Source organism: Halogeometricum sp. S1BR25-6, from assembly GCF_031624495.1.
Lineage (GTDB): Archaea > Halobacteriota > Halobacteria > Halobacteriales > Haloferacaceae > Halogeometricum > Halogeometricum salsisoli.
In genome coordinates, this window is sequence record NZ_JAMQOP010000001.1 from 556,710 (window position 1) to 578,174 (window position 21,465).

The following is a 21,465-nucleotide window of genomic DNA, read 5'->3' on the forward strand; positions in this document are numbered from 1 at the left end:
AGCAAAGCTCTTGTGCCGCCGGTCGGCGCCGTCCCCGCTCAGAATCGGTCGCGCAGTTCCGCCCGCAGGTCGTCCAGCGAGACGCCCTTCATCGCCAGGAGGACCAGAAGGTGATACGCCAAGTCGGCGCTCTCGGCCAGCAGTTCCTCCCGGTCGTCGTCTTTGGCGGCCAGAATCACTTCCGTCGCCTCCTCGCCGACCTTCTCCAGCACGTAGTTCTCGCCCTTCTCGTGGGTAAACAGCGACGTCGTGTAGGAGCCTTCGGGCAACTCGGCCTTCCGCGACTCGATGGTCGAGAACAGTTCGTCCAACACCTCGTCGGTGGGCGTGTCGGCGTCCATGCTCACAGGTGAGACGACGCGGGGAAAAACACGTCCGGTTCCTCCTCGACGGTCGCGCGTGTGGTCTGCGACACCGCGGGTCGGTTCTCTCGCCGACTCAGTCGGCGGCGTCGGCTTCCACTCGGTCGAAGAACGCCAAATCGTGCAGGCGGCTGTCGGTGGTCAACTCGGGGTGAAAGGAGGTGCCGACGACGGGGCCCTGCCGGACGGCGACGGGCGTGCCCTCCCACTCGGCCAGCACCTCGACGCCCTCGCCCACCTCGTCGATGAGGGGCGCGCGGATGAACACCGCCGGGAACGGTTCGTCCATCCCGGTGACGTCGAGAGGGGCCTCGAAGCTGTCGACCTGCCGGCCGAACGCGTTGCGGTCGACGGTCACGTCTATCAAATCGAGCGTCTCCACTCGCTCGTCCTTCGCGTCTACGGACGCCACGATGAGGCCGGCGCACGTCGCCAGCACGGGTTTTCCCGCGGCGACGTGTTCGCGTATCTCCTCGTCGATGCCTTCTCCTCGCAGGAGACGGGAGATGGCCGTCGACTCGCCGCCGGGGACGAGAAGCACGTCGCAGTCCGGGACGTGGCCCGACTGCCGAATCTCGACGACTTCGACTTCCTCACCGTGGGCGGCCGCGGCGCGGCGGATGGCCGCGGCGTGTTCGGATACGTCGCCCTGAACGGCGACGACGCCTGCGCGTAGCATACGTGTCCGTCGGTGGCCCGGGGTGAAAAACCGAGCGTTCGGAGGACTCGTTCGCCTCAGAAGGCGACCGAGTTCAGGACGATGACGAGGACGCCGAAGAGGAGGCCGAAGGCGACGATGGTCTTGGGGTCGATGCGGATGGCGTTGCGGTCCTCGGCGTCGAAGTACCGAACGAGACCCGCACTAGACATCAAGCCGCCGCTGTTCTGTCCACTGCTCATGTCATCTTCTGTGAGTTCCCCCGTCCTAAACGTTTCGACTCCGCGCGAACCCGGCGGGGTTGAGAAACCCTTATGCGCGGGGACAGGCTATCACACGGCGGACACTATGACCGTTCGACTCAAGGATTTCTACGCCGATTGGTGCGGCCCGTGTAAGACGCAGGACCCCATCCTGGAGGAGTTGGAGGCCGACTACGCGGACGTCGAGTTCGAGAAGGTCGACGTGGACGACGAGCAGGACGTGGCCAACGAGTACCAGGTTCGCTCGCTCCCGACGCTCATCGTCGAGAACGACGACGGCATCGTGGACCGCTTCGTCGGCGTCACTCAGCGCGAAGACATCGAGTCGGCGCTGCAGAAGGCGGGCGCCTGAGACGACGGCACGACTTCTCGTCGGTTCTCCGCTTCCGAGAGCGGCGGCGCCGGTGTCCCCCGTCTCGCAAGCGTTATACGGACGGCTGGGGAAACGTCCTGCATGCCCAGCAACGAATCCGCAACGAAGCGAACGCTCGAAAAGCAGATCTGTATGCGTTGCAACGCGCGCAACCCGCCGCGAGCGGACAGTTGTCGCAAGTGCGGCTACAAGAACCTCCGTCCGAAGTCGAAGGAACGCCGCGCCGCGTAATCGAGCGACTTCGCCCTACTCCTCGGGATACTTCGGTTCGCGACGCTCCGCGCGCATCAGCGCCCGCTGTATCACCTCGCGCACCGAGTCGCCGTCCGGTTCGTTCCGGAACACGTCGCCGTGGCCCGCGTACAGTTCTTCGACGGACTCGGGCGTCCGTTCGAGGAGCGTATCGAGGCTCTGGACGAGTCGCTCGCGCGACTGCCCGGACATGTCCGTGCGGCCGAAACTGCCGTCGTCGAACGCGCCGTCGTTGTACACCACCACGTCGCCGCTGAACAGGCGCGTCTCGCTCACGAACGAGACGTGGTCGGAGGCGTGTCCCGGCGTGTACACCACCTCGAACGTCTCCTCACCCATCGTCACCTCGTCGCCGTCTTCGAGGGCGCCGTCGCGGCGCGGGTGCTCCGCGTAGGCGTACAGGTCGGCGTCGAACCGGTCCAACACGGCGTCGAGTTCCGCGACGTGGTCGGTGTGCTGGTGCGTGAGGACGACTGCGTCCACCTCTTCCGTGTGCTCGGCGACGACGTCCTCGACGCCGGGCATCGCGCCGGCGTCGACGAGAACGGTCCGGTCGCCGACCACGAGGTACGCGTTGCAGGTGAACTGCTCGGCGCCCTCGGTCACCGCGAATATCTCCATACCGTCCGGTGCATCCCCGCGACGGAAAAAGTCCCCCGAGTCGGCAAGACCCTAGGCGGTCGAACCCCACGGATCGGGCAAAATCGTATATTTCCTACGTTCAGGCACCGAACAAAATCCCGATTAGCGTATCACTTTTCCGTCCGAACGTGCTATGTGGAAGTGTATGGGATTTGGGAGCTACGACGAGTCAGAACAAGAGAGTCAGGACTACGACCAAGATCTCGACGAGAACGACGGCGTCGCGACCTCCGAGAGCGACCACAAGGGCGAGGTGAACTTCGAGAACGGGGCCTCGAACGACGAACTGCTGGACCGCCTCAAAGAGATCAAGGACGACTGACGACCCGTCGTGACGCCGACGCTGAAGTCGGGCACGCGGGCACTCGGCGTAGCGGAGTCGTACGCTGATCAACGGTCGCCGAAGGGTCGGGGCGTCGACGCGAGCGAACGGCCCGACGCGGAGAGCGTGCTGTGCGGCGCGGTCGTCCGCGCGGACCGCGTCGTCGACGGCGCGGCCTACGGTACCTGCGCCGTCGGCGGCACGGATTCGACGGACGCGATACGTCGGCTTTTCTCGGACCTCGGACGCGAAGACGTGCGTCTGCTGTTCGTCGCGGGGGTCGCCCCCGCGTGGTTCAATCTCGTCGACCTCGAACGACTCGCCGACGCCGTCGAGCGACCCGTCCTCTCGGTCTCCTTCGAGGGGAGTTCGGGGCTGGCGTCGGCGCTCCGCGAGCAGTTCTCCGGCGACGCACTCGACGCCCGCCTCTCCGTCTACGAGTCACTTCCGCCGCGGCGACCCGTCGACGTCGGCGACGACACCGTGTTCGTCCGCGCCGTCGGCATCGACGACGAGGCGGCGGCGCGCGCCGTCCGCGCGTACACCCCCGAGGGGAGCGGACGTCCCGAACCCCTCCGAGTGGCGCGCCTCCTCGCCCGGTCCGGCCGGCGGTGGCGCGAGGGGTAGGAGTCGGAGCAAAGCGCAGGGCGCGCCGACCGACCGCCGCCGCTAAGTCGGACCGGCCCGCCTCTCCGATATGAGCGACGACGCGATGGACGGCCTCTGCGTCCGCGAGTGCGAGCGCTGTCCCGCCCTCGTCGAGTCCCGGAGTCGAATCGTCAACGGCGTCGGCCCCGACGACGCCGACCTCCTCTTTCTCGGCGAGGGGCCGGGGGCCAACGAGGACGAACAGGGGGAACCGTTCGTCGGGCGGTCGGGGAGCGTTCTCGACGACGCTCTGCGGGAGGTGGGTCTGGCCCGCGCCGACGTCCGCATCACGAACTGCGTCCGGTGTCGACCGCCGGAGAACCGCGACCCGACGAAGGAGGAACTGGGGAACTGTCGCGGCTACCTCGAAGCAGAACTGAAACGCGTCGCCCCGGACCTCGTCGTCACCCTCGGGAAGGTGCCCTCTGAGCACCTGCTCGACCGCTCGGTGGCCGTGACGAAGGAGGCGGGCGACGTCGTCGACGTGCGCCTCGGGGACCGCTCGCAGCGAACGCTCGTCTCTGTCCACCCCGCGGCGACGCTGTACGACGGGAGCCAGAAGGAGGCGTTCTTCGACGCCGTCGCGAAGGCGGCCGACCTCTCCGGTCTCGCCGACGGCGGCAACGGGCAGTCCAGTCTCGGCGACTTCTGAGCCGTTCTCACCCGCGCTCTTCTCCGGGTCGTCGACCGTCCGGGGCGGCCGAATCTACCCCGAGGGAAAGCCACTTGACCGCGCTCCTCCCATCTCTGGTATGAGCACGACGACGGCCGAAACGCGGGAGACGGTGGCCTCGGTGGTCATGGTCGACTACGGCCTCGGCAACCTCCGGAGCGCGCGGCGCGGCCTCGAACGCGCGGGCGCGGACGTGACCGTCTCCGACGACCCAGAGACGTTCGCCGACGCCGACGGCATCGTCCTCCCGGGCGTCGGCGCGTTCTCCGAGGGGATGGAGAACGCCGGCCCGTTCCGGGAGGCCCTCGCCGAGGCGGCCGACCGCGGCCAGCCGATATTCGGCATCTGCCTCGGGATGCAGATGCTCCTGACAACCTCGGAGGAGGCCGCCCACGCCGGCGAGGGGGACGTCGAGGGTCTCGACCTGATTCCCGGTCGCAACGTCCGCTTCGACCAGGGACAGAAGGTGCCGCACATGGGCTGGAACGAACTGGACGTGGAGCGAGAGCACCCCCTCGTCGAGGGGGTAGACGGACAGTACGCCTACTTCGTCCACTCCTACTACGCCGTCCCCGACGACGCGGACGCCGTCGTCGCCTCGACGGACTACGGCGTCGAGTTCCCGGCTATCGTCGCCAACGAGGCGGGCAACGTGTTCGGCACGCAGTTCCACCCCGAGAAGTCCGGCGAGACCGGACTACAGATACTCCGGAACTTCGTCGACTTCTGCGCGGAGCGGTAGGGAAGGCGCTCAGGACAGCGTCACGTCGTCTATCGTCCGGGCCACCTCCGTCTCCCAGACGACGCTGATGCCGACGGCGACGATGCCGACGTCCTCGGCGTCCACGTCGTACTCGTATCGGCTCCACCCGGCGCGGTCCTCTATCGCCCGTTCGGTGTCGAACTCCTCCTCGCGCAACCATCCGCGCTCGGGCCGCGGACCGGCGTAGGCGGCGAGTCTGGTGATGGTGTTGAACGACTCCTCCGGCGAGTGAACGGACACCGAGAGCGTGTCCACCTCGTCGAAGCGAGCGGCCTGCTGGGCCCAGATGACGCCGTCGTCCTGCAGACCGTTGATGAAGAACTGGAGGGCGGCGTCGCCCGAGGCGACGGGGTCGTCGACGACCCTCGCGGCCGATTCGACCGGGAGGCCCGTGTTCGGGTCCGTCGGCAGGTGACGGCCGATCAACCACCCTCGGAGCCCCGACTCGAATCCCGGATTGACGACCTGTGCGCTCGGGTCCGTCGTCCCGTCGTCGACGACGGGCGCGTTGCACCCTGCGAGGGCCGCCAGACCGGCGCCGCAGGCGGCGAGGTAGCGTCTTCTGTTCACGGACTCCACCCACGCCCGCGGGGGATATCATACCACCCGTCGACGGCGGAGCGCTCGGAGCGTCCGCGACGAGCGGACCCGAGAGCCTTTTACAGAGGGGTAGAGAACGTCGGCCCATGCAGGCAGTCACGCTGGGCCCGGCCGGGACGTACTCACACCGCGCGGCGCGCGCCGTCGCCGACGACGTGGCGTTCCGCGAGTCGGTGTCAGCCATCGTCGACGCCGTCGACGCCGGCGAGTACGAACGCGGCGTCGTCCCCATCGAGAACAGCATCGAAGGCAGCGTCACGGAGACGCTGGACGCCATCGCCTCCGCGAACATCGCCGTCACCCGCGAAATCGTGACGCCCATCCGGCACGCCCTCCTCGCGCAGTCCGAGGAGTTCTCCGTCGTCGCCTCCCACTCGCAGGCCCTCGCGCAGTGTCGGACCTACCTGGAGACGAACTACCCCGAGATGAAACTGGAGGCCGTCGCCAGCACGGCCCGCGGCGTCGAACGCGCCCGCGAGGACTCCTCCATCGCCGGTATCGGCCACCCCGACAACGCCGGCGAGGGACTCTCCGTCGTCGCGGAGGACATCCAAGACCAGTCCTCGAACGCGACGCGCTTTTTCGTCATCGCCCCCGAATCCGCCCGGTCCGACGCGGGCGGGAAGTCCACCGTCGTCGTCTATCCGAACGCGAACTACCCCGGATTGCTGCTCGAACTGCTCGAGGCGTTCGCCGAACGGAACATCAACCTCTCGCGCATCGAGTCCCGCCCCAGCGGGAACCGCCTCGGCGACTACCTGTTCCACGTCGATTTCGAGGCCGGCCTGTACGAGGAACGCGCCCAGGAGGCCCTCGACGCGGTCGAAGAGATCGCCTCGCGCGGGTGGGTCAAACGCCTCGGCTCGTACGACAGCCAGCACGTCCTCTACTGAACGGCGACCGGCCGTCCGTCGCGCCGCCCTCGCGCCCGCAAAAACCTTGATGCCGGGACGGGTCGAACTGCCACACGGCCATGGCGCGTCAGAACCCCTTCGACGAGATAGAACAGTTCTTCAAGCGGATGGGACGCGAGTTCGAGGAGTCCGGCCTCGCCTCGCTTCGGGACGTCTCCGTCGACGTCTCCGAGACGGACGACACCGTCGTCGTCACCGCCGACTTGCCCGGCTACGAGAAGGACGACATCGACATCTCCGCGTCCGGGCGCGAACTAACCATCAGCGCCGAGCGAAGCGCCTCGGACGAGGAGTCGGGCGACCGGTACATCCGCCGCGAGCGCACCCGCAACAGCATCAAGCGCTCGCTGACGCTCCCCGAGGAAGTCGTCGCGGAGGAGGCGTCCGCCACGTACAACAACGGCGTCCTCACCGTCACCCTCCCGAAGGAGTCGGTGGACGAGGACGAAGAGTCGACGGACATCGACGTTATCTGAACGGGCTCGGACGTCTTCGACTCGACTGTCGAAAGCGGAGTATTTTCGGGGCCAGAGGCTCCTACCGTGCGAATTGTCGTCTCGCATCCCGCGGTATTTATCTCCTCGAACGGCGTTATAGCGCTCGGTGAATTACCAATGATGCGACGTTCTAACCCCTTCGAAAACATGGAATCGATGTTCGAGCGAATGTCCCGACAGTTCGACGAGATGAGCCGTCAGTTCGACGACTCCCAGTGGACCGGTTCCTCGACCCGGGGCATGGAAGTCGACGTCCGCGACGGCGACGAGGAGTTCGTCGTCGTGGCCGACCTGCCCGGGTTCGAGAAGGAGGATATCGACCTCTCCATCACCGAACGCGCGCTGACCATCTCCGCCTCCCGCGAGACGGAAACCGAGACCGACTCCGGTGAGGGCGCCGACGGCGGCGAGTACCTCCGCCGCGAACGGCGCCACGAGTCGATGCACCGCACCTTCCGCCTCCCCGGCGACGTGACGGCCGAGGACGCCGCCGCCTCCTACAAGAACGGCGTCCTCACTGTCACCCTCCCGAAGGTGACCATCGACCGCGAGGACTCCCGCCACATCGACATCGAGTGAGCGGCCGACCGGGACCGCACACCTCGAACGCGTACCGCCGCCACCGAGGCCTTCGGGCCTCGACGTTCAGGTCTCGACGCCTTCTTTCGCTTCTTTACCGTTCAGCCGTCCGACCCGCCTACCCGTCGGACTCGGCCGACGCCGTCGATTCGGATTCGGCTCCGTTCTCGCGCCCTTGTTTCCCCTCCCCGTTCTCGGCGTTTTCGCCGCCTTCGCCGCTCTCCTTCTCCCCCCGCTTCGTCTCCGCCGCCTTCGCCGCGAACGGGTGCGCCCGCAGAATCGCGCCGTCCTCCGGGCTCGAATTGGCGAAGTTACAGACGAACAGGTCGCTCCGCTGTCGCGGCGTCACGCCGAACAGTACGTCCGACGGGAAGACGAGGCCGTCGTCCGCGTCGGCAACGATGTCGACGCACCGGTCGGGCGCCACGCGGACGACTCGGTTCCGCGAGTTGGCGGCGACATACACGTCCGGCCCGTTCGTGGTGACGCCGTCGGCGCCGAATATCTCCGGCGATTCGAGGTACGTCTCGGACTCGCCCGCCCGGCCGTCCGCCTTGACGGCGACGCGGACGAGTCGCCCCACGTCCTCCCCCTCGTCGCTCCTCGCGCGCGTGACGGCGACGTACAGGGAACCGTCGCGGGCGAATGCGAGGCCGTTCGCTCCGAAACTCTCCGTCTCCAGCGCGGCCGACTCGAACCACACGTGCGCCGCCGGGTCCTCCTCGCTCAACGGCACCTCGTAGACGGCGCCGCCCGTCGACTCCGTGACGAGGAGTCGGTCGAAGTCCGGGTCGTACAGCACGTCGTTCGGGAAGCCCGAGATGGACGCGACCGGTCGCGGGTCGCCGCCGTCGCGCGGCACCTCCCAGACGCCGGTGTCGTCGCCGCCCGTCGAGGAGGCGACGTATATCGACCCGCAGGGGACAACTTCGACGCCGACGACGCTGCCGGGGAGCGTCGCCACCCGGGTGAGATGCTCCGGTATCAGCCCCGTCTCCTGCGTCTGCGCGTTCGTCACCTCCCACACCTCCCCCGCGGTGATGCCGAAGTACAGCGTGCCGTCCCAGTCGAGAGCGAGGTTCTCCGGCACCGGTTCGCCCGGTATCTCGACGACCGTCTCCACCGGCGCGCCGGCGCTCCCCTCTCCGTCGTCCGCGCCGTCCCGACCCTGACCCGTCTCGTCGCTCTCCTCGTTCGCCTTGCCGTCCGCCATCGCGCTCCCCGGAAGCGCCGAGAACGCCAGTCCAGCCCCGAACAGCCGTAGTGTCGAACGCTTGGTAATCTCTGTCACGTCTCGGCTAGGGAGGTTCCGAACATAGTAGTTGTAGGTCGTCGTGGTGAGTGTCGGCCGAACTGTTCTGTCTCCGTCCGCACGAGTTCCCCGCTTCTCCGCCCGAGCCGTGTTCTCCTGTGACGCGTCACCATTCACCACGGATTCTCTTGGGACCGGACGGCCCCGAAAGTCGGGTATAGGAGTTAATTTATGCGCGCATCCTGTTCTCACAGACATGGAATACGACCCGCAGGAACTCGAGGAGCGCTGGCGGGAGCGGTGGGCCGAGAGCGGTCGGTACGAGGCCGACCCCTCTGAGGCCGACGAGGACCCGACGTTCATCACGGTCCCCTACCCGTATCCCAGCGGCGGGATGCACATCGGACACGCGCGAACCTACACCGTCCCCGACGTGTACGCCCGCTACCGCCGACAGCAGGGGGACAACGTCCTGTTCCCCATCGCGTGGCACGTCACCGGCACGCCCATCATCGGCGCCGTCGAACGGCTGAAGAAGGGAGAAGAAAAGCAGCTCTCGGTTCTGCGCGACACGTACAACGTCCCCGAGGAGACGCTGACGGACCTGGAGACGCCGATGGGCTTCGCCCGCTACTTCATCGAGGAACACTACAAGAGAGGGATGCAGTCGCTCGGCCTCTCTGTCGACTGGCGCCGCGAGTTCACGACGAACGACGAGCGCTACTCGAAGTTCATCACGTGGCAGTACGAGACCCTGCGAGAGCGCGGTCTGCTGGAGAAAGGTCTCCATCCGGTCAAGTACTGCACGAACGAGGAGCAACCGGTCACGACGCACGACTTGCTCGAAGGCGAAGAAGCGGAGTTCCAAGAGTACACGCTCGTCCGCTTCGGCCGCGGCGACAGCGTCGTCCCGATGGCGACGCTGCGCCCCGAGACGGTTCGCGGCGTGACGAACGCCTACGTGAACCCCGACGGCGACTACGTCTACGCCGACGTCGACGGCGAGGAATGGTTCGTCTCGGCGGCCGCCGCCGAGAAACTGCGCCTGCAGGCTCACGACGTCGAGGTTCGCGAAGAAGTCTCCGGCGCCGAGTTGGTCGGCGAACGCGTCACCAACCCCGTCACCGGCGACGAGGTGCTGGTCCTCCCGGCGGACTTCGTCGACCCCGAGAACGCGACGGGCGTCGTGATGTCCGTCCCGGCGCACTCGCCCGACGACTACGTCGCCCTGCAGGAGGCGAAGGACGACGACGCCCGGATGGAGGAGTACGGCATCGACCCGGCCGACGTGGAGGCCATCGAACCGATTCCGATTCTGACCGTCGAGGGCTACGGCGAAATTCCCGCGCAGTCGGCCGTCGAAGAGGCGGGCGTCACGAGTTCCGACGACCCCGCCCTGGAGAAGGCGACGAAGGACCTCTACAACAAGGAGTTCCACGCGGGCCGCATGAACGACGACTACGGCGAGTTCGCCGGCGAACTCGTCGAGGACGTGAGAACGCGATTCCGCGACGCCCACCGCGAGGAGGGCGCCTTCGGGACGATGCAGGAGTTCTCCGAGGACGTCGTCTGCCGGTGCGGCGGCGACGTCGTCGTCGCCGAACAGGACACGTGGTTCCTGCGCTACGACGACGAGGACTGGAAAGCGAAGGCCCACGAGGTGGTCTCCGAGATGGACGCCGTCCCCGAGAACACCCGCGGCGAGTACGACCACACCATCGACTGGCTGAACGAGTGGCCGTGCATCCGCAACTACGGACTCGGAACCCGCCTGCCGTGGGACGAGGACTTCGTCATCGAACCGCTGTCGGACTCTACCATCTACATGGCCTACTACACCATCGCGCACCGCCTGCAGGACGTGCCGGTGGAGGAGTTAGACCGGGAGTTCTTCGACGCCCTCTTCTACGGACCTGAGGCCGTCGACGACGCCCCCGAACGCGCGGTCGACCTGCGCGAGGAGTGGGACTACTGGTACCCCGTCGACTACCGCTTCTCGGCGAACGACCTCATCTCGAACCACCTGACGTTCTACCTGTTCCACCACGCCGAACTGTTCGACCGGCCGAACTGGCCGCAGGGCGTCGTTATCATGGGGATGGGGCTGTTGGAGGGCGAGAAGATGTCCTCCTCGAAGGGACACGTCGTCCTCCCCGGCGCCGCCATCGACGACTACGGCGCCGACACGGTGCGCTTCTTCCTGCTCAACTCCGCGGAACCGTGGCAGGACTACGACTGGCGCGACGACCAGGTCGAGTCCGTCCGGAACCAACTGGAGCGCTTCTGGACCCGCGCCGACGAGATACTCGAATCGGACGCGCCCGCGGAGCGACCCGAACTGGCGCAGGAGGACCGCTGGCTTCTGTCGAAACTGCAGGCGACGGTTCGGGAGGTGACCGAGGCGATGGAATCCTCGGAGACCCGAAGCGCCAGTCAGACGGCGTTCTACGACTTCGAGGAGCAACTGCGCTGGTACCGCCGCCGCACCGACACCGACCGCCCGGCCGCGCGGTGGACGCTCCGCGAGGTCTTGGAGACGCGCCTGCGCCTCCTCGCGCCGTTCGTTCCGTTCATGACGAACGAACTGCACGAGCGCTTGACCGGCACGCCTGCCGAGGACGCGCCGTGGCCCGAACCGGACGAGTCCCTCGAGAGCGAGGCCGTCGAGGCGAGCGAGTCGCAGATAGAGCGGCTGACCGAGGACATTCTGGGTATCCAGCAGTCGCTGGCGAACGCCGACGAGAACGTGCCGGAGGCCGACCCCGACAGGATAGTCGTCACCGTCGCCGCCGACTGGAAGCGCGAGGTGTTCGACGCCGTCGCCGCGGAGGGAGGCGACCAGGGCGCCGTGATGAGCACGGTGATGCAGAACCCCGACCTGCGCGAACGCGGGAACGAGGTCAACGACCTCGTGGGCGAACTCGTGGAGTTCGCTCGCGGACACGACGACGACGAGGTGGCCGCACTCGCGGACCTCGACGAGTACGAGACGTACGAGGCGGCGACCGAGTTCCTCTCGCGGGAGTTCGACGCCGAGGTGGAGATTCGACTCGAAGGCGACGACGCCGAGGCGACGAAGCGGGCGATTCCGCTCCGTCCCGCCGTCGAACTCGAAGTCGAGTAGCCGCCCCGCCCCCGCCCCGAGTGCGGAGCGACGGGCGAACGGACGCGCCGGCGACCGTTCTGAACGGCCGACGACGAACGGGTTTTTGTGCCGGGGAGCGTAGCGGCCGGTATGGCAGACGAAGAAGAATCTCCGGACGCACTGCGACGCGTCTACCGGACGGTGACGCCGGGGTACAAATCGCACACCGACAGCGGCATGAACTCCGTGGGTTGGATCATCTTCCTGGTCCTCCTCGCACTGTTTCTCCCCCTGCTCCCGTTCTTCCTCGCCGTCTGGGCCGTGACGAAACTGCTCGAGTTCCTCGCGGCGCAGCGAGGACCGAGCGAAGAGGACGAGACGTAGATAGCCGACCGATTCAGCGCTCGCTTCGACCCTGACCGGCGAGTCCGAGCAGGTCGAACTCGTAGCCGTTGTCGTTCTCGTCGGCGTGTTCGTAGACGACGTGCGCGGCGGCGACGTCCTGAATCGCGAGGCCCGTCGAGTCGAAGACGGTGATGCCGTCCTCGGCGGTGCGGCCCGCCTTCTCCCGGACGACTATCTCGCCGATGGCGCCGTAGATATCCTCGTCGGTGAGGGTGCCCTCGCCGTATGGGACGTTTATCTCGCCCGAGTGGGTGGTCTGCTCGTGGTCGTCGATGACGAGTTTCGAATCGAGGAGCACCTCGTCCGCGAGTTCGTGTTTCCCCTCGGCGTCCGCGCCCATCGCGTTGATGTGCGTGTGTTCGCCGACGGCGTCCCGGGGGACGATGGGACTTTCGACGGGCGTCACCGTCGAGAGCACGTCGCAGGCGGCGGCCTCCTCGACGGACCCCGCCCGAACGTCGAACTCGTCCTCGAAGGCGTCGAGAAAGCGCGCGACGCGTTCCTCGTCGAGGTCCGAGACGACGACCTCTTCGATGTCGCGGACGGTGGAGATTGCCTCCAACTGCGTGTACGACTGGACGCCCGCGCCGACGATTCCGAGAGACGTCGCGTCCTCGACGGCGAGGTGGTCGGTGGCGACGGCGGCGGCCGCGCCCGTCCGCTTCATCGTCAGTTCGGTGCCGTCCATGATGGCGAGGGGGAACGCCGTCTCCGGCGAGGAGTACACCATCGTCCCCATCACGGTGGGCAGGTCGAACTTGTCGCCGTTGTCCGGGTGGACGTTCACCCACTTGATGCCCGCGGCGTCCCAGTCGCCGGCGTCCATGTACGCCGGCATCGACCGGAAGTCGCCGTTGTACTGCGGCAGGTCGACGTAGGACTTCGGCGGCATCTGCGCGTCGCCGCGTTCGAAGGCGGCGAACGCCTCCTCGATGGCGGGGACGAGGTCCCCCATGTTCGCGTTCTCGTGGACGTCGTCGCTGTTCAAGAGCAGCGTGTACATCTTACCACCCTGTTCCGCGGTGCGTTACTTAGTTCATGCTGAATACGACCGAACTCTCACGAGTTCGTCGCTATTTGGATGAGGTACCTTTCCAAGGAGAATTTTGAGAGATAGATAGAACTACCTCGTTCGGGCTGGCCGCCGAATCCGCGCCCGCCGACCGGTTCGCCCGTAACTTCAACCATACATCACTTGTGCGAATTAGAGCGTCCCGACGGTCTGAAACTCCCGAAATGCGCAGAAGAGGCTTTCTACGCGTCCGGTCATCATACCTCGATGTCAGATCCAAACACCACCCCCGACGGCCGGACGGATGCGGAGACGACCGACGCGCAGAACGCGTTCGCCCTCCGGCGTCGGACCCTCGTGCGGGCGGCCGGTATCGGCGCCGTCGCCGCCGGCGGCGTCGGCGCGTGGGGGATGACCGCGGCGGCCGACGAACACGCCGACGAGACCACCGACGACGGGGCGGGCGAGGAGACGGACGGGACGAACCAACCCCCCTCGGCCGACCCGGTGTTCGGATACGCGTCCATCTCTCCGGACGTGACCCCGCCCGTCGAACCCGACCACGAGGTCGAGTTGCTCGTCCGGCCGGTCGAAGGCCGCGAGATTCCGGAGTTCTTCTACGACCCCTGCGGTCTGTACGTCGTCCCCGGCGACACGGTGAAGTTCTCCTACACGACGCCGCACCACACCATCACGGCGTACCACCCGGCGCGCGGCGAGATGCGGCGAGTTCCCGAGGGCGTCCCGCCTTTTTCTTCGCCCGTGTTGAACGCCGGCGCCTACTGGCTCTACACGTTCGAGATACCCGGCGTCTACGACCTCTACTGCGGGCCGCACGAGGCGTTCGGTCACGTGATGCGCGTCGTCGTCGGGACGACCGAGGGGTACGAACCGCTCCCGGACCCCTGTGCGGCGCCGCCGGCGGAGACGGAAACCGAGACGGAGATGCCGACGGCCGCGGCTCCCGAAACGGCCACGCCGACCGCGACTGAGACCGAAACTGACACTGAAACTGAGACCGCTACGGACGCGACGACGGCGGCACCGACGGAGACGAGGACGGAGATTCCGACCGAATCCGAGACGCCGACCGAGGACGGGGGCGAGGGCGGCGAACCCGAACTGCGCCTCCCCCTGTTCACCGGGCTGACCGTCCTGCGCGACCCCGCGCTCGACCCGGAGAACATCGTCGCGGACGGCGAGATTCACTGGGACGACCTCGCGGCCGAGAGCAAGCAGTTGTTCCTTCGCGTGGAAGGCTTCCCGCCCTGCTTGACCGACGAGGAGAGCGAGTAATCGCACTGCTCGGCTCGTCTTTTTTCGTCTCGCTCGCTCGGAGCAACCGCTCTTCGACGGGGCACCGAAAGAAAATCGGGTTCGGCCTGCGGGCCGACGGTCGCGCGGCGATTCGAGGTCGGGACGGAGTGTGAGTCGGGCGGTTCCCTACTTCACATCGCGCCGCCCATGCCGCCCATGCCGCCCATGCCGCCGGCGGGGGCGCCGCCCTCGTCGTCGCCGCCGCTGGTGCTCAGGTCGCCCGCGGCGATGATGTCGTCGATTTTGAGGACGAGGTTCGCGGCTTCCTGTGCGGAGGAAATCGCCTGCTCCTTCGCGTGGGCGGGTTCGACGACGCCCGCCTCGAAGGTGTCCTCGACCTCGCCGGTGAAGACGTTCAGCCCGGCGTGCGTGTCGCCGTCCTCGTGGGCCGAGCGCAGGTCCACGAGCGTGTCGATGGAGTCCAGCCCGGCGTTCTCGGCGAGAACGCGGGGGACGAGTTCGAGTGCGTCCGCGAACGCCTCGACCGCGAGCTGTTCGCGGCCGGAGACGGAGTCAGCGTAGTCGCGGAGGCGCGAGGCGAGTTCGACCTCGATGGCGCCGCCGCCCGCGAGGACGCGGCCGTCGGAGACGGTCGTGGCCACCACGTCGAGGGCGTCCTCGACGCCGCGTTCGAGTTCGTCGACCACGTGGTCGGTGGAGCCGCGGAGGAGCATCGTGACGCCGTGGCGCTCGTCGCCGAGGCCCTCGACGTAGAACAGGTCGTCCTCGTCGTCGCGGCGGACCGAGGCCGTACCGAGGTCGCGGTCGGTGAGACTGTCGAGGTCGGAGACGATTGCGCCGCCCGCGACGTTCTTCAGGAACGTCATGTCGGACTTCTTCGTCCGGCGGACCGCGAGAATGCCCTCCTTCGCGAGGTAGTGCTGGGCCATGTCGTCGATGCCTTTCTGGCAGAACACGACGTCGGCGCCCGAGTCGACGATCTTCTGGACCTTGTCCTTCAGCTGTTTTTCCTCTTGGTCGAGGAACTTCTGGAGCTGGTCCGGCGAGTCGATGCTGACCTGCGTGTCGACGTCGGCCTCTTCAACCTCGATGGGTTCGTTGAGGAGGAGCACGTCGGCCTCGTCGAACTCGGTCGGCATGTCGTCGTGGACGGGGTCCTTGTCGATGACCGCGCCGTTGAGCAGTTCGGACTCTCCGGCGGAGCGACCCGTCTGCGTCTCGATGGAGACGTTCTCCAGGTCGACCACGTGGGAACCGTCGTCGGCCTCAACGGTGACGCCGTTGACGGCCTCGACGATGAGTTCGGCGAGAAGCTCCTTGTTGAGTTCGGAGCTCTTCCCGGTCATGGAGGTTTCGGCGACCTTCTTCAGCAGTTCCTCGTCGCCGGGGTCGACGTTCTCGGCGACGTTGTCGACTTCCTCGCGAGCCTTCTGGCTGGCGAGGTGGAAGCCCTTGATGATGGCCGTCGGGTGGATGTCCTGTTCGAGGAGGTCCTGTGCGTTCTTCAGGAGTTCGCCGGCGATGGCGACGGCCGTCGTCGTCCCGTCGCCCGCCTCGTTCTCCTGCGTCTCGGCGACTTCGACGATCATCTCGGCCGTCGGGTTGTCGATGTCCATCTCTTGGAGGATGGTGACGCCGTCGTTCGTGATGGTGACGTCGCCCATCGAGTCGACGAGCATCTTGTCCATCCCTTTCGGGCCGAGTGTGGAGCGTACCGCTTCAGCGACGGCACGGGCGGCGTTGATGTTGTACTCCTGCGCGTCGCGGTCCTTCACGCGCTGAGCGTCCTCTCCCATGATTATCATGGGCTGTCCCTGCTGCATTCGCTGACTCATAGTCACCGCAGGATTGTTTGTGATTCTATATAAAAGCTTCGCTACGACTTACCGTGCGGGGTGTCACCACGATTCAGGGAACGTCCCGAAAACCACCCCGCGTGTCGCGTTTCCGTCGTCGCTGTCGTCCGTCCGACGCGCGTGCGAACGCGGAGTCGAAACGCCGTTCGTGGGGTAGTTTATATACTCTCGGACGGTGGAACGAACCCGCGGTTCGGCCGTGGCCGTCGCCGTCGAACGATAGTCACCGAGCGGAGCAGCGCCGCCGCTCGGGGGTTGAGATTCCAAAAAATCGCGCGAGGGAGGCCGACGGCCGGTCAGCGGCCGTCGGGGAGTTCGTCGGCGAGGAACTCTGATTCGCGGGGTCGGTCCGACTCGAACGGTGGAAGCTCGTCTTCTGTGTCGAGGGCGTCCATCTCTTCGGTATAGAGGCTCTCTTGGAGCTGACTTCGCTTGTTACGACCCTTGCGCTCCCTGCCGTTCTTTGTGTCTGGCATTGTCAAACACACCTACTCGCGGCACGCTCATCAATCTTTGGGAGAAGTTCGCACGGTGAAGTCGCTGCTGTTTCGCCACACGGTCCGTGTGATTTCTCTTCGACGCTGTGACCGTATCCCGGACGCCACCGTCGCTCGGCGATGAAACGCCTCGCTCGGGGACTGAAATCAGCAGAACGCCGGGACAGGGATTTGAACTCACTCGCACCGCTTCGCGGTGCTCGCTGCTCAAATCCCTTCCTAGTCGTTTCGACGCTCACGGTGGTGAGCACACGCTACGCGGTGCTCGTCGGGTAGTTCGCGTCAGAAACGCCGGGCAGGGATTTGAACTGCGGTCGCTCGCTGCGCTCGCTCCCTGATTCAAATCCCTTCGTAACCGTTCACGGATTCCAGTCGCGTACGCTCGACGATAAAACGCCTCGTTCGGGGACTGAAATCAGCAGAACGCCGGGACAGGGATTTGAACCCTGGATCCCAAAGGGAACACGCTTTCCAGGCGTGCGCCTTACCACTCGGCCATCCCGGCTCAATTCGAGGTAGCCCGGTGATGCGTTTAAGTCCTTCCTTTCGCGCTGAGACGGTGTTCGGTGGCGTACGCCGTGGCGGTGACCACGAGTCCGACGAGGACGGCGACGGCGGCCGTCGCACCGAACCCGATGTTCAGGGTTCCGACGAGGAGGCGGTACCCCTGCACGAGGACGAGAAACGAGAGCGTCCCCACGAGACCCCACAGCACCGCCGACCGGGTGCGCGGCGTCACTCCCCCGACACGTCGGCGATAGCCTCTATCTCGACGCTCGCTCCCTTCGGCAGGGCTCCGACTTCGAGGGCGCTCCGTGCCGGCGGTTCCTCCTCGAAGTACTCCGCATAAGTCTCGTTCATCTCCTCGAAGTCGTCGATATCGTCGAGGTAGACGTTCACCTTGAGCACGTCCGAGACGCCAGCGCCTTCCGATTCGAGGATGGCCACCACGTTGTCGAGCGACTGCTCCGTCTGCGTGGCGACGTCTTCGTCATCGAGGAGTTCGCCGTCCGGGGTGAGAGGAATCTGTCCGGCCGTGAACAGGATAGAGCCGTTCGTCGTCGCCTGACTGTACGCGCCCACCGCCGCGGGAGCATCGTCCGTGCTGATGGTTCGCTTCATACGCGGATTCTCAGCTCCCCCCGACTTAAAACTGAGAGAACTGCGGTCCTTCTCTCCGCCGTCGGAGTCGCTCGCCCGCTCAGACGAGCACTTCGACCGCGTAGCCTCGGTCGCGGAGGGACGACAGCAGGTCCTCGACGTGGTCGTGCCCCCGCGTCTCCAAGTCGAGTTCCACGTCCGTCTCGTTCATGCCTATCTCCCGGGACGTCCGGTCGTGTCTGATGGCGTAGATGTTCGCCTGCGCGTCGGCGATGACCGACAGCAGGTCGCGGAGGGCGCCCGGTCGGTCCCGGAGTACCGTCCGAACCTTCAGATACCGACCCGTCTCGACGAGGCCGCGCATGACGACGGTGGTGAGTTGGTTCATGTCGATGTTGCCGCCGCAGAGGGCGGGGACGACCACCTCGCCCTCCTCGTAATCGAACTTCTCGAACACGAGGGCGGCGAGAGCGACGGCGCCGGCTCCCTCGACCAGCGTCTTCGACCGTTCGAGCAGGTAGGTGAGCGCCACGGCTATCTCCTCGTCGGAGACGGTGACAATCTCGTCGACGCGCTCTCGGATGACCTCGAACGGTTTGTCGCCCACACGGCGCGTGGCGATGCCGTCGGCGATGGTGTTGACGCTGTCGAGTTCGTGGACCGACCCCTTCCGGAGCGACTCGGCCGCGCTGGAGGCCCCCTCGGCCTGCACCCCGACGACGCGCGCGTCGGGCAGTTGCGCTTTCACCGCGGTGGCGATGCCGGAGATGAGGCCGCCGCCGCCGATGGGGACGACGACGGTGTCCACGTCGGGGCAGTCCTCGACGATTTCGAGGCCGATGGTGCCCTGCCCGGCCATCACGTAGTCGTCGTCGAACGCGTGGACGTAGGTGCGGCCCTCTTCGGCCTCTATCTCGTGCGCCCGCGCCTGCGCCTCGTCGTAGTCCGCCCCGTGCAGCACCGCCCGCCCGCCGTACCGGCGCGTCGCCTTCACCTTCGAGATGGGGGCGTGCTCGGGCATCACGACCGTCGAGTCGACGCCCGCCCGGGTCGCCGCGAGGGCGACGCCCTGCGCGTGGTTGCCGGCGCTGGCGGTCACGACGCCCGCCTCCCTCTCCTCCTCGGAGAGCGTCGCGATGCGGTTCATCGCGCCGCGTATCTTGAACGACCCCGTGCGCTGGTTGTTCTCCAACTTCAGGTGGACCGCCGCGCCGGTCATCTCCGAGAACGTGTACGAGTAGTCCAGCGGCGTGTGCTTTGCGACCTCCTCCACCCGGTCGCGCGCCGCCTCGACGTCGGCAAGCGATATCATACGCCGCGATTCCGCGGCCCGCCGGGTAAGCGTTCGCATTACGCTTTCGAACGCGTCAATTTGTGCGCCGCCGGAGAGTCGCCGCGGCCTCTGCTCCCGGGCGCCGCGGCTCGGAGAAGTGTAAGGGGGAATGCACGCGTATGACGTGCAGTTGTTCTACCGACCGGCTACTACATAAACATCATCCAGGCGCGGTGAAAGTGAAACCGGGAGACGGGAGCGCCCCGAACGGCGCGTCAGACGGTCGTCGTTCGACTGTCTTATCCTGACTCTCTCGGTTCGACCACAACGCTGTTCTCTGACAGATACCGCTCGACGCGGGTTCGGAGGTCACCCTCGCCGGGCCACTCGGCGTCCGCGTTCAGGCGGCCGGCGTCGCCGACGTAGGCGTACGCGCTTCCGCCGTCGGCGCGCGGGAGTTCGACGCGGACGTACAGGCCGGAGTCGACGCCCTCGTAGGTGTCCAGCGTCGCCGTCTCGTCGGTTTCGAGCAGGCGTCCGGAGACGGACCCGCCGGGCGCCAGCGTCGGGTAGCGTCCCTCGGCGCGGTGCAGTCCGTCGACGCGCGCGTCGGGGCCGAACGACCACTCGTTGAGGAGTCGGGCCACCTGTACGGAGTCGGTCAGCGTACCGTAGACGAAGAACGGCGGCATGAGCGGACCGTTCGACGCCGAGGCACCTTCCGTTTCCGGTACCGTCAAGCGCGCCCCGCGACTCGTGGCCGCATGGACTCCGGGCGACTCCGCGGCGTCTGGCGACGCGTGTTCTCGCTGGCGTGGCCCGTCATGGCCGAGCAGACGACGCGGACGCTGATGCGCACCGTCGACGTGCTGGTGACCGCGGCGCTGTCGCCCGCCGCCGTCGTCGCCATCGGCCTCGCGGACCTGTTCGCCCGCTTTCCCCTCCGCATCGGCCTCGGACTCGGCGGCGCCGCCATCGCCCTCTCCAGTCAGGATACCGGGAGCGGTGCCGACGCCAACCGCGACGAGGCGGTGACGCAGGCGATACTCGTCGCGTTCGCCGTCGGTCTGCCGTTCGTGCTCGCCGGCCACTTCCTCGGCGACGCCCTCGTCGGTCTGTTCCCCGCCAGCGACGACGCCGTCCGCCTCGGCGGCACCTACCTCGCGGTCATCTTCGCCACTGCGCCCGCGCGACTCGTCGTCCTCGTCGCCGCGCGCGCCCTGCAGGGCCTCGGCGACACCCGCACCCCGATGTACGTCAACGTCGTCGCCAACGTCCTCAACGTCTCGCTGTCGGTGGGTCTCGGGTTCGGTCTGGTCGGCCTCCCGCGACTCGGCGTCCTCGGCGTCGGCCTCGCCACCTCGGCGGCGAACGTTCTCTCGGCCGCCCTCCTCCTCGTCGCGACTTACCGACCGTCCTCGCCCGTCGCGTTCGCGCGGCCGACGGACCCCACCGTCGGCGCGCAACTCGTCCGCGTCAGCCTTCCTCGGATAGCCGAGGGGTTCACCGCCGAACTCGCGGAGTTCCCGTTCAACGCCCTGCTGCTCTCGTTCGGGGATATCGCGAACGCCGGTTTCCAAATCGGCCGCCGCGTCTACCAGCAGGTGACGGGACCGCTCGTCCGCGGCTACAACGTCGCCGCGAGCGTCCTCGTGGGACAGGCGCTCGGCCGGGAGGACCCCGCGACGGCCCGGTACGAGGGGTGGGCGACGGCCGCCCTCGCCCTCTGCACCGTCGGCCTCATCGGTCTCTTGCTCGTCGCGTTCGCGGACCCCGTCGTCGCCGCCCTCGGTTTCGGCGGGTCGACCGCCGCGCTCGAATACGCCGCCGAGTTCGCCGTCGTCTACGGTCTCTCGGCCCCGCTCCTGGCCCTGTTCGTCTCGCTGTCGGGCGCGTTGCAGGGCGCGGGGGCGACGCGACTTCCCTTCCTCGCGCGACTGACGGGCATGTTCGGCTTCTTCGTCGGGTTCTCCTACCTCGCCGTCTACCGGCTTGAGATGGGTCTGTTCGGCGTCTACGTCGGCGTGTTCCTCGCGTACGCGTGGATGAGCCTGTTCGTCCTCGTCGCCTTTCGGTACGCCGACTGGGCGGGGACGGCGGCCGGCCTCCTGCGCGAACGGGGGAGCGTCGAGGGCGACGACTGAGCGCCGCGGCGGGACT

The 21,465-nt window shown here is 67.0% G+C and carries 26 protein-coding genes and 1 tRNA gene; 13 read left to right on the forward strand and 14 right to left on the reverse strand.

All coding sequences use genetic code 11. The features are described from left to right. Window positions 1-38: 38 nt before the first annotated feature. The 3 genes from hisE to NDI76_RS02925 all read right to left on the reverse strand — a co-directional run bounded on the left by hisE (window position 39) and on the right by NDI76_RS02925 (window position 1,262). The gene (hisE, locus tag NDI76_RS02915) at window positions 39-341 is read right to left on the reverse strand and encodes a phosphoribosyl-ATP diphosphatase (RefSeq protein WP_310922521.1); all 303 of its coding nucleotides are present in this window, start codon (window positions 339-341) and stop codon (window positions 39-41) included. Window positions 342-438: 97 nt separating this feature from the next. Continuing rightward, on the reverse strand, window positions 439-1,041 hold the full coding sequence (gene pdxT / locus NDI76_RS02920; protein ID WP_310922522.1) for a pyridoxal 5'-phosphate synthase glutaminase subunit PdxT: 603 nt from the start codon (window positions 1,039-1,041) through the stop codon (window positions 439-441). 56 nt (window positions 1,042-1,097) lie between these two features. Continuing rightward, on the reverse strand, window positions 1,098-1,262 hold the full coding sequence (locus NDI76_RS02925) for a preprotein translocase subunit Sec61beta (protein ID WP_310922523.1): 165 nt from the start codon (window positions 1,260-1,262) through the stop codon (window positions 1,098-1,100). A 106-nt stretch (window positions 1,263-1,368) separates the two neighbouring features. Between NDI76_RS02925 and NDI76_RS02930 the strand changes: the two genes are divergently transcribed. Then, window positions 1,369-1,635: a thioredoxin domain-containing protein gene (locus NDI76_RS02930; RefSeq protein WP_008387116.1), complete on the forward strand. Its 267-nt coding sequence runs from the start codon at window positions 1,369-1,371 to the stop codon at window positions 1,633-1,635. Between the two features lie 102 nt (window positions 1,636-1,737). Further along, on the forward strand, window positions 1,738-1,887 hold the full coding sequence (locus tag NDI76_RS02935) for a 50S ribosomal protein L40e (RefSeq protein WP_310922524.1): 150 nt from the start codon (window positions 1,738-1,740) through the stop codon (window positions 1,885-1,887). A gap of 15 nt (window positions 1,888-1,902) precedes the next feature. Here the strand turns inward: NDI76_RS02935 and NDI76_RS02940 are convergent, their stop codons facing one another. Next, a complete protein-coding gene (locus NDI76_RS02940; protein ID WP_310922525.1) occupies window positions 1,903-2,529 on the reverse strand; it encodes an MBL fold metallo-hydrolase in 627 nt (208 codons plus the stop codon). Between the two features lie 166 nt (window positions 2,530-2,695). Between NDI76_RS02940 and NDI76_RS02945 the strand changes: the two genes are divergently transcribed. From NDI76_RS02945 to hisH, 4 genes are all read left to right on the forward strand, one after another. Beyond that, entirely contained in the window at window positions 2,696-2,872 is a 177-nt protein-coding gene (locus tag NDI76_RS02945) for a DUF5786 family protein (RefSeq protein ID WP_310922526.1), read from the forward strand. A 21-nt stretch (window positions 2,873-2,893) separates the two neighbouring features. Further along, a complete protein-coding gene (locus NDI76_RS02950) occupies window positions 2,894-3,499 on the forward strand; it encodes an endonuclease dU (protein WP_310923855.1) in 606 nt (201 codons plus the stop codon). Window positions 3,500-3,569: 70 nt separating this feature from the next. After that, window positions 3,570-4,172, forward strand: coding sequence for a uracil-DNA glycosylase (locus NDI76_RS02955; protein WP_310922527.1), 603 nt, complete (start codon window positions 3,570-3,572; stop codon window positions 4,170-4,172). Between the two features lie 100 nt (window positions 4,173-4,272). Continuing rightward, window positions 4,273-4,935 (forward strand): imidazole glycerol phosphate synthase subunit HisH, encoded by a 663-nt coding sequence (hisH, locus tag NDI76_RS02960; protein ID WP_310922528.1) that lies wholly within the window; start codon window positions 4,273-4,275, stop codon window positions 4,933-4,935. Window positions 4,936-4,944: 9 nt separating this feature from the next. On the opposite strand, the gene NDI76_RS02965 is transcribed toward hisH, so the two are convergent. Further along, window positions 4,945-5,526, reverse strand: a complete 582-nt coding sequence (locus NDI76_RS02965; protein ID WP_310922529.1) for a hypothetical protein — start codon at window positions 5,524-5,526, stop codon at window positions 4,945-4,947. A 116-nt stretch (window positions 5,527-5,642) separates the two neighbouring features. Between NDI76_RS02965 and pheA the strand changes: the two genes are divergently transcribed. The 3 genes from pheA to NDI76_RS02980 all read left to right on the forward strand — a co-directional run bounded on the left by pheA (window position 5,643) and on the right by NDI76_RS02980 (window position 7,546). After that, window positions 5,643-6,449 (forward strand): prephenate dehydratase, encoded by an 807-nt coding sequence (gene pheA, locus NDI76_RS02970; protein ID WP_310922530.1) that lies wholly within the window; start codon window positions 5,643-5,645, stop codon window positions 6,447-6,449. Window positions 6,450-6,529: 80 nt separating this feature from the next. Continuing rightward, complete coding sequence (gene hsp14, locus NDI76_RS02975) at window positions 6,530-6,946, forward strand: archaeal heat shock protein Hsp14 (RefSeq protein WP_310922531.1); 417 nt, start codon at window positions 6,530-6,532, stop codon at window positions 6,944-6,946. A gap of 138 nt (window positions 6,947-7,084) precedes the next feature. Beyond that, a complete protein-coding gene (locus NDI76_RS02980) occupies window positions 7,085-7,546 on the forward strand; it encodes an Hsp20/alpha crystallin family protein (protein WP_310922532.1) in 462 nt (153 codons plus the stop codon). A gap of 118 nt (window positions 7,547-7,664) precedes the next feature. On the opposite strand, the gene NDI76_RS02985 is transcribed toward NDI76_RS02980, so the two are convergent. Next, window positions 7,665-8,837, reverse strand: coding sequence for an SMP-30/gluconolactonase/LRE family protein (locus tag NDI76_RS02985; RefSeq protein ID WP_310922533.1), 1,173 nt, complete (start codon window positions 8,835-8,837; stop codon window positions 7,665-7,667). 217 nt (window positions 8,838-9,054) lie between these two features. On the opposite strand from NDI76_RS02985, the gene leuS reads away from it, so the two are divergent. Then, complete coding sequence (gene leuS / locus NDI76_RS02990; protein ID WP_310922534.1) at window positions 9,055-11,922, forward strand: leucine--tRNA ligase; 2,868 nt, start codon at window positions 9,055-9,057, stop codon at window positions 11,920-11,922. A gap of 111 nt (window positions 11,923-12,033) precedes the next feature. Next, window positions 12,034-12,267, forward strand: coding sequence for a DUF7535 family protein (locus NDI76_RS02995; protein WP_310922535.1), 234 nt, complete (start codon window positions 12,034-12,036; stop codon window positions 12,265-12,267). A gap of 13 nt (window positions 12,268-12,280) precedes the next feature. Here the strand turns inward: NDI76_RS02995 and NDI76_RS03000 are convergent, their stop codons facing one another. Next, window positions 12,281-13,291 (reverse strand): ornithine cyclodeaminase family protein, encoded by a 1,011-nt coding sequence (locus tag NDI76_RS03000; protein WP_310922536.1) that lies wholly within the window; start codon window positions 13,289-13,291, stop codon window positions 12,281-12,283. Window positions 13,292-13,567: 276 nt separating this feature from the next. Here NDI76_RS03000 and NDI76_RS03005 point away from each other — a divergent pair, with 276 nt between their 5' ends. After that, entirely contained in the window at window positions 13,568-14,596 is a 1,029-nt protein-coding gene (locus NDI76_RS03005) for a cupredoxin domain-containing protein (protein WP_310922537.1), read from the forward strand. A 152-nt stretch (window positions 14,597-14,748) separates the two neighbouring features. Here NDI76_RS03005 and thsB read toward each other — a convergent pair whose 3' ends face one another. From thsB to NDI76_RS03040, 7 genes are all read right to left on the reverse strand, one after another. Then, the gene (thsB, locus tag NDI76_RS03010; protein ID WP_310923856.1) at window positions 14,749-16,383 is read right to left on the reverse strand and encodes a thermosome subunit beta; all 1,635 of its coding nucleotides are present in this window, start codon (window positions 16,381-16,383) and stop codon (window positions 14,749-14,751) included. 347 nt (window positions 16,384-16,730) lie between these two features. After that, the gene (locus tag NDI76_RS03015) at window positions 16,731-16,910 is read right to left on the reverse strand and encodes a hypothetical protein (RefSeq protein WP_310922539.1); all 180 of its coding nucleotides are present in this window, start codon (window positions 16,908-16,910) and stop codon (window positions 16,731-16,733) included. A 445-nt stretch (window positions 16,911-17,355) separates the two neighbouring features. Beyond that, window positions 17,356-17,436 (reverse strand) — tRNA-Ser (locus tag NDI76_RS03020). A gap of 27 nt (window positions 17,437-17,463) precedes the next feature. Further along, the gene (locus tag NDI76_RS03025) at window positions 17,464-17,670 is read right to left on the reverse strand and encodes a DUF7981 family protein (protein WP_310922540.1); all 207 of its coding nucleotides are present in this window, start codon (window positions 17,668-17,670) and stop codon (window positions 17,464-17,466) included. After that, window positions 17,667-18,053, reverse strand: a complete 387-nt coding sequence (locus tag NDI76_RS03030; protein WP_310922541.1) for a Rid family detoxifying hydrolase — start codon at window positions 18,051-18,053, stop codon at window positions 17,667-17,669. The genes NDI76_RS03025 and NDI76_RS03030 overlap by 4 nt, the downstream gene beginning before the upstream one ends. 79 nt (window positions 18,054-18,132) lie before the next feature. After that, entirely contained in the window at window positions 18,133-19,344 is a 1,212-nt protein-coding gene (gene ilvA, locus NDI76_RS03035; RefSeq protein ID WP_310922542.1) for a threonine ammonia-lyase, read from the reverse strand. 260 nt (window positions 19,345-19,604) lie between these two features. Next, window positions 19,605-19,997, reverse strand: coding sequence for a gamma-glutamylcyclotransferase (locus tag NDI76_RS03040; protein ID WP_425498345.1), 393 nt, complete (start codon window positions 19,995-19,997; stop codon window positions 19,605-19,607). Window positions 19,998-20,069: 72 nt separating this feature from the next. Between NDI76_RS03040 and NDI76_RS03045 the strand changes: the two genes are divergently transcribed. Next, window positions 20,070-21,449, forward strand: a complete 1,380-nt coding sequence (locus NDI76_RS03045) for an MATE family efflux transporter (RefSeq protein WP_310922544.1) — start codon at window positions 20,070-20,072, stop codon at window positions 21,447-21,449. Window positions 21,450-21,465 lie beyond the last annotated feature (16 nt).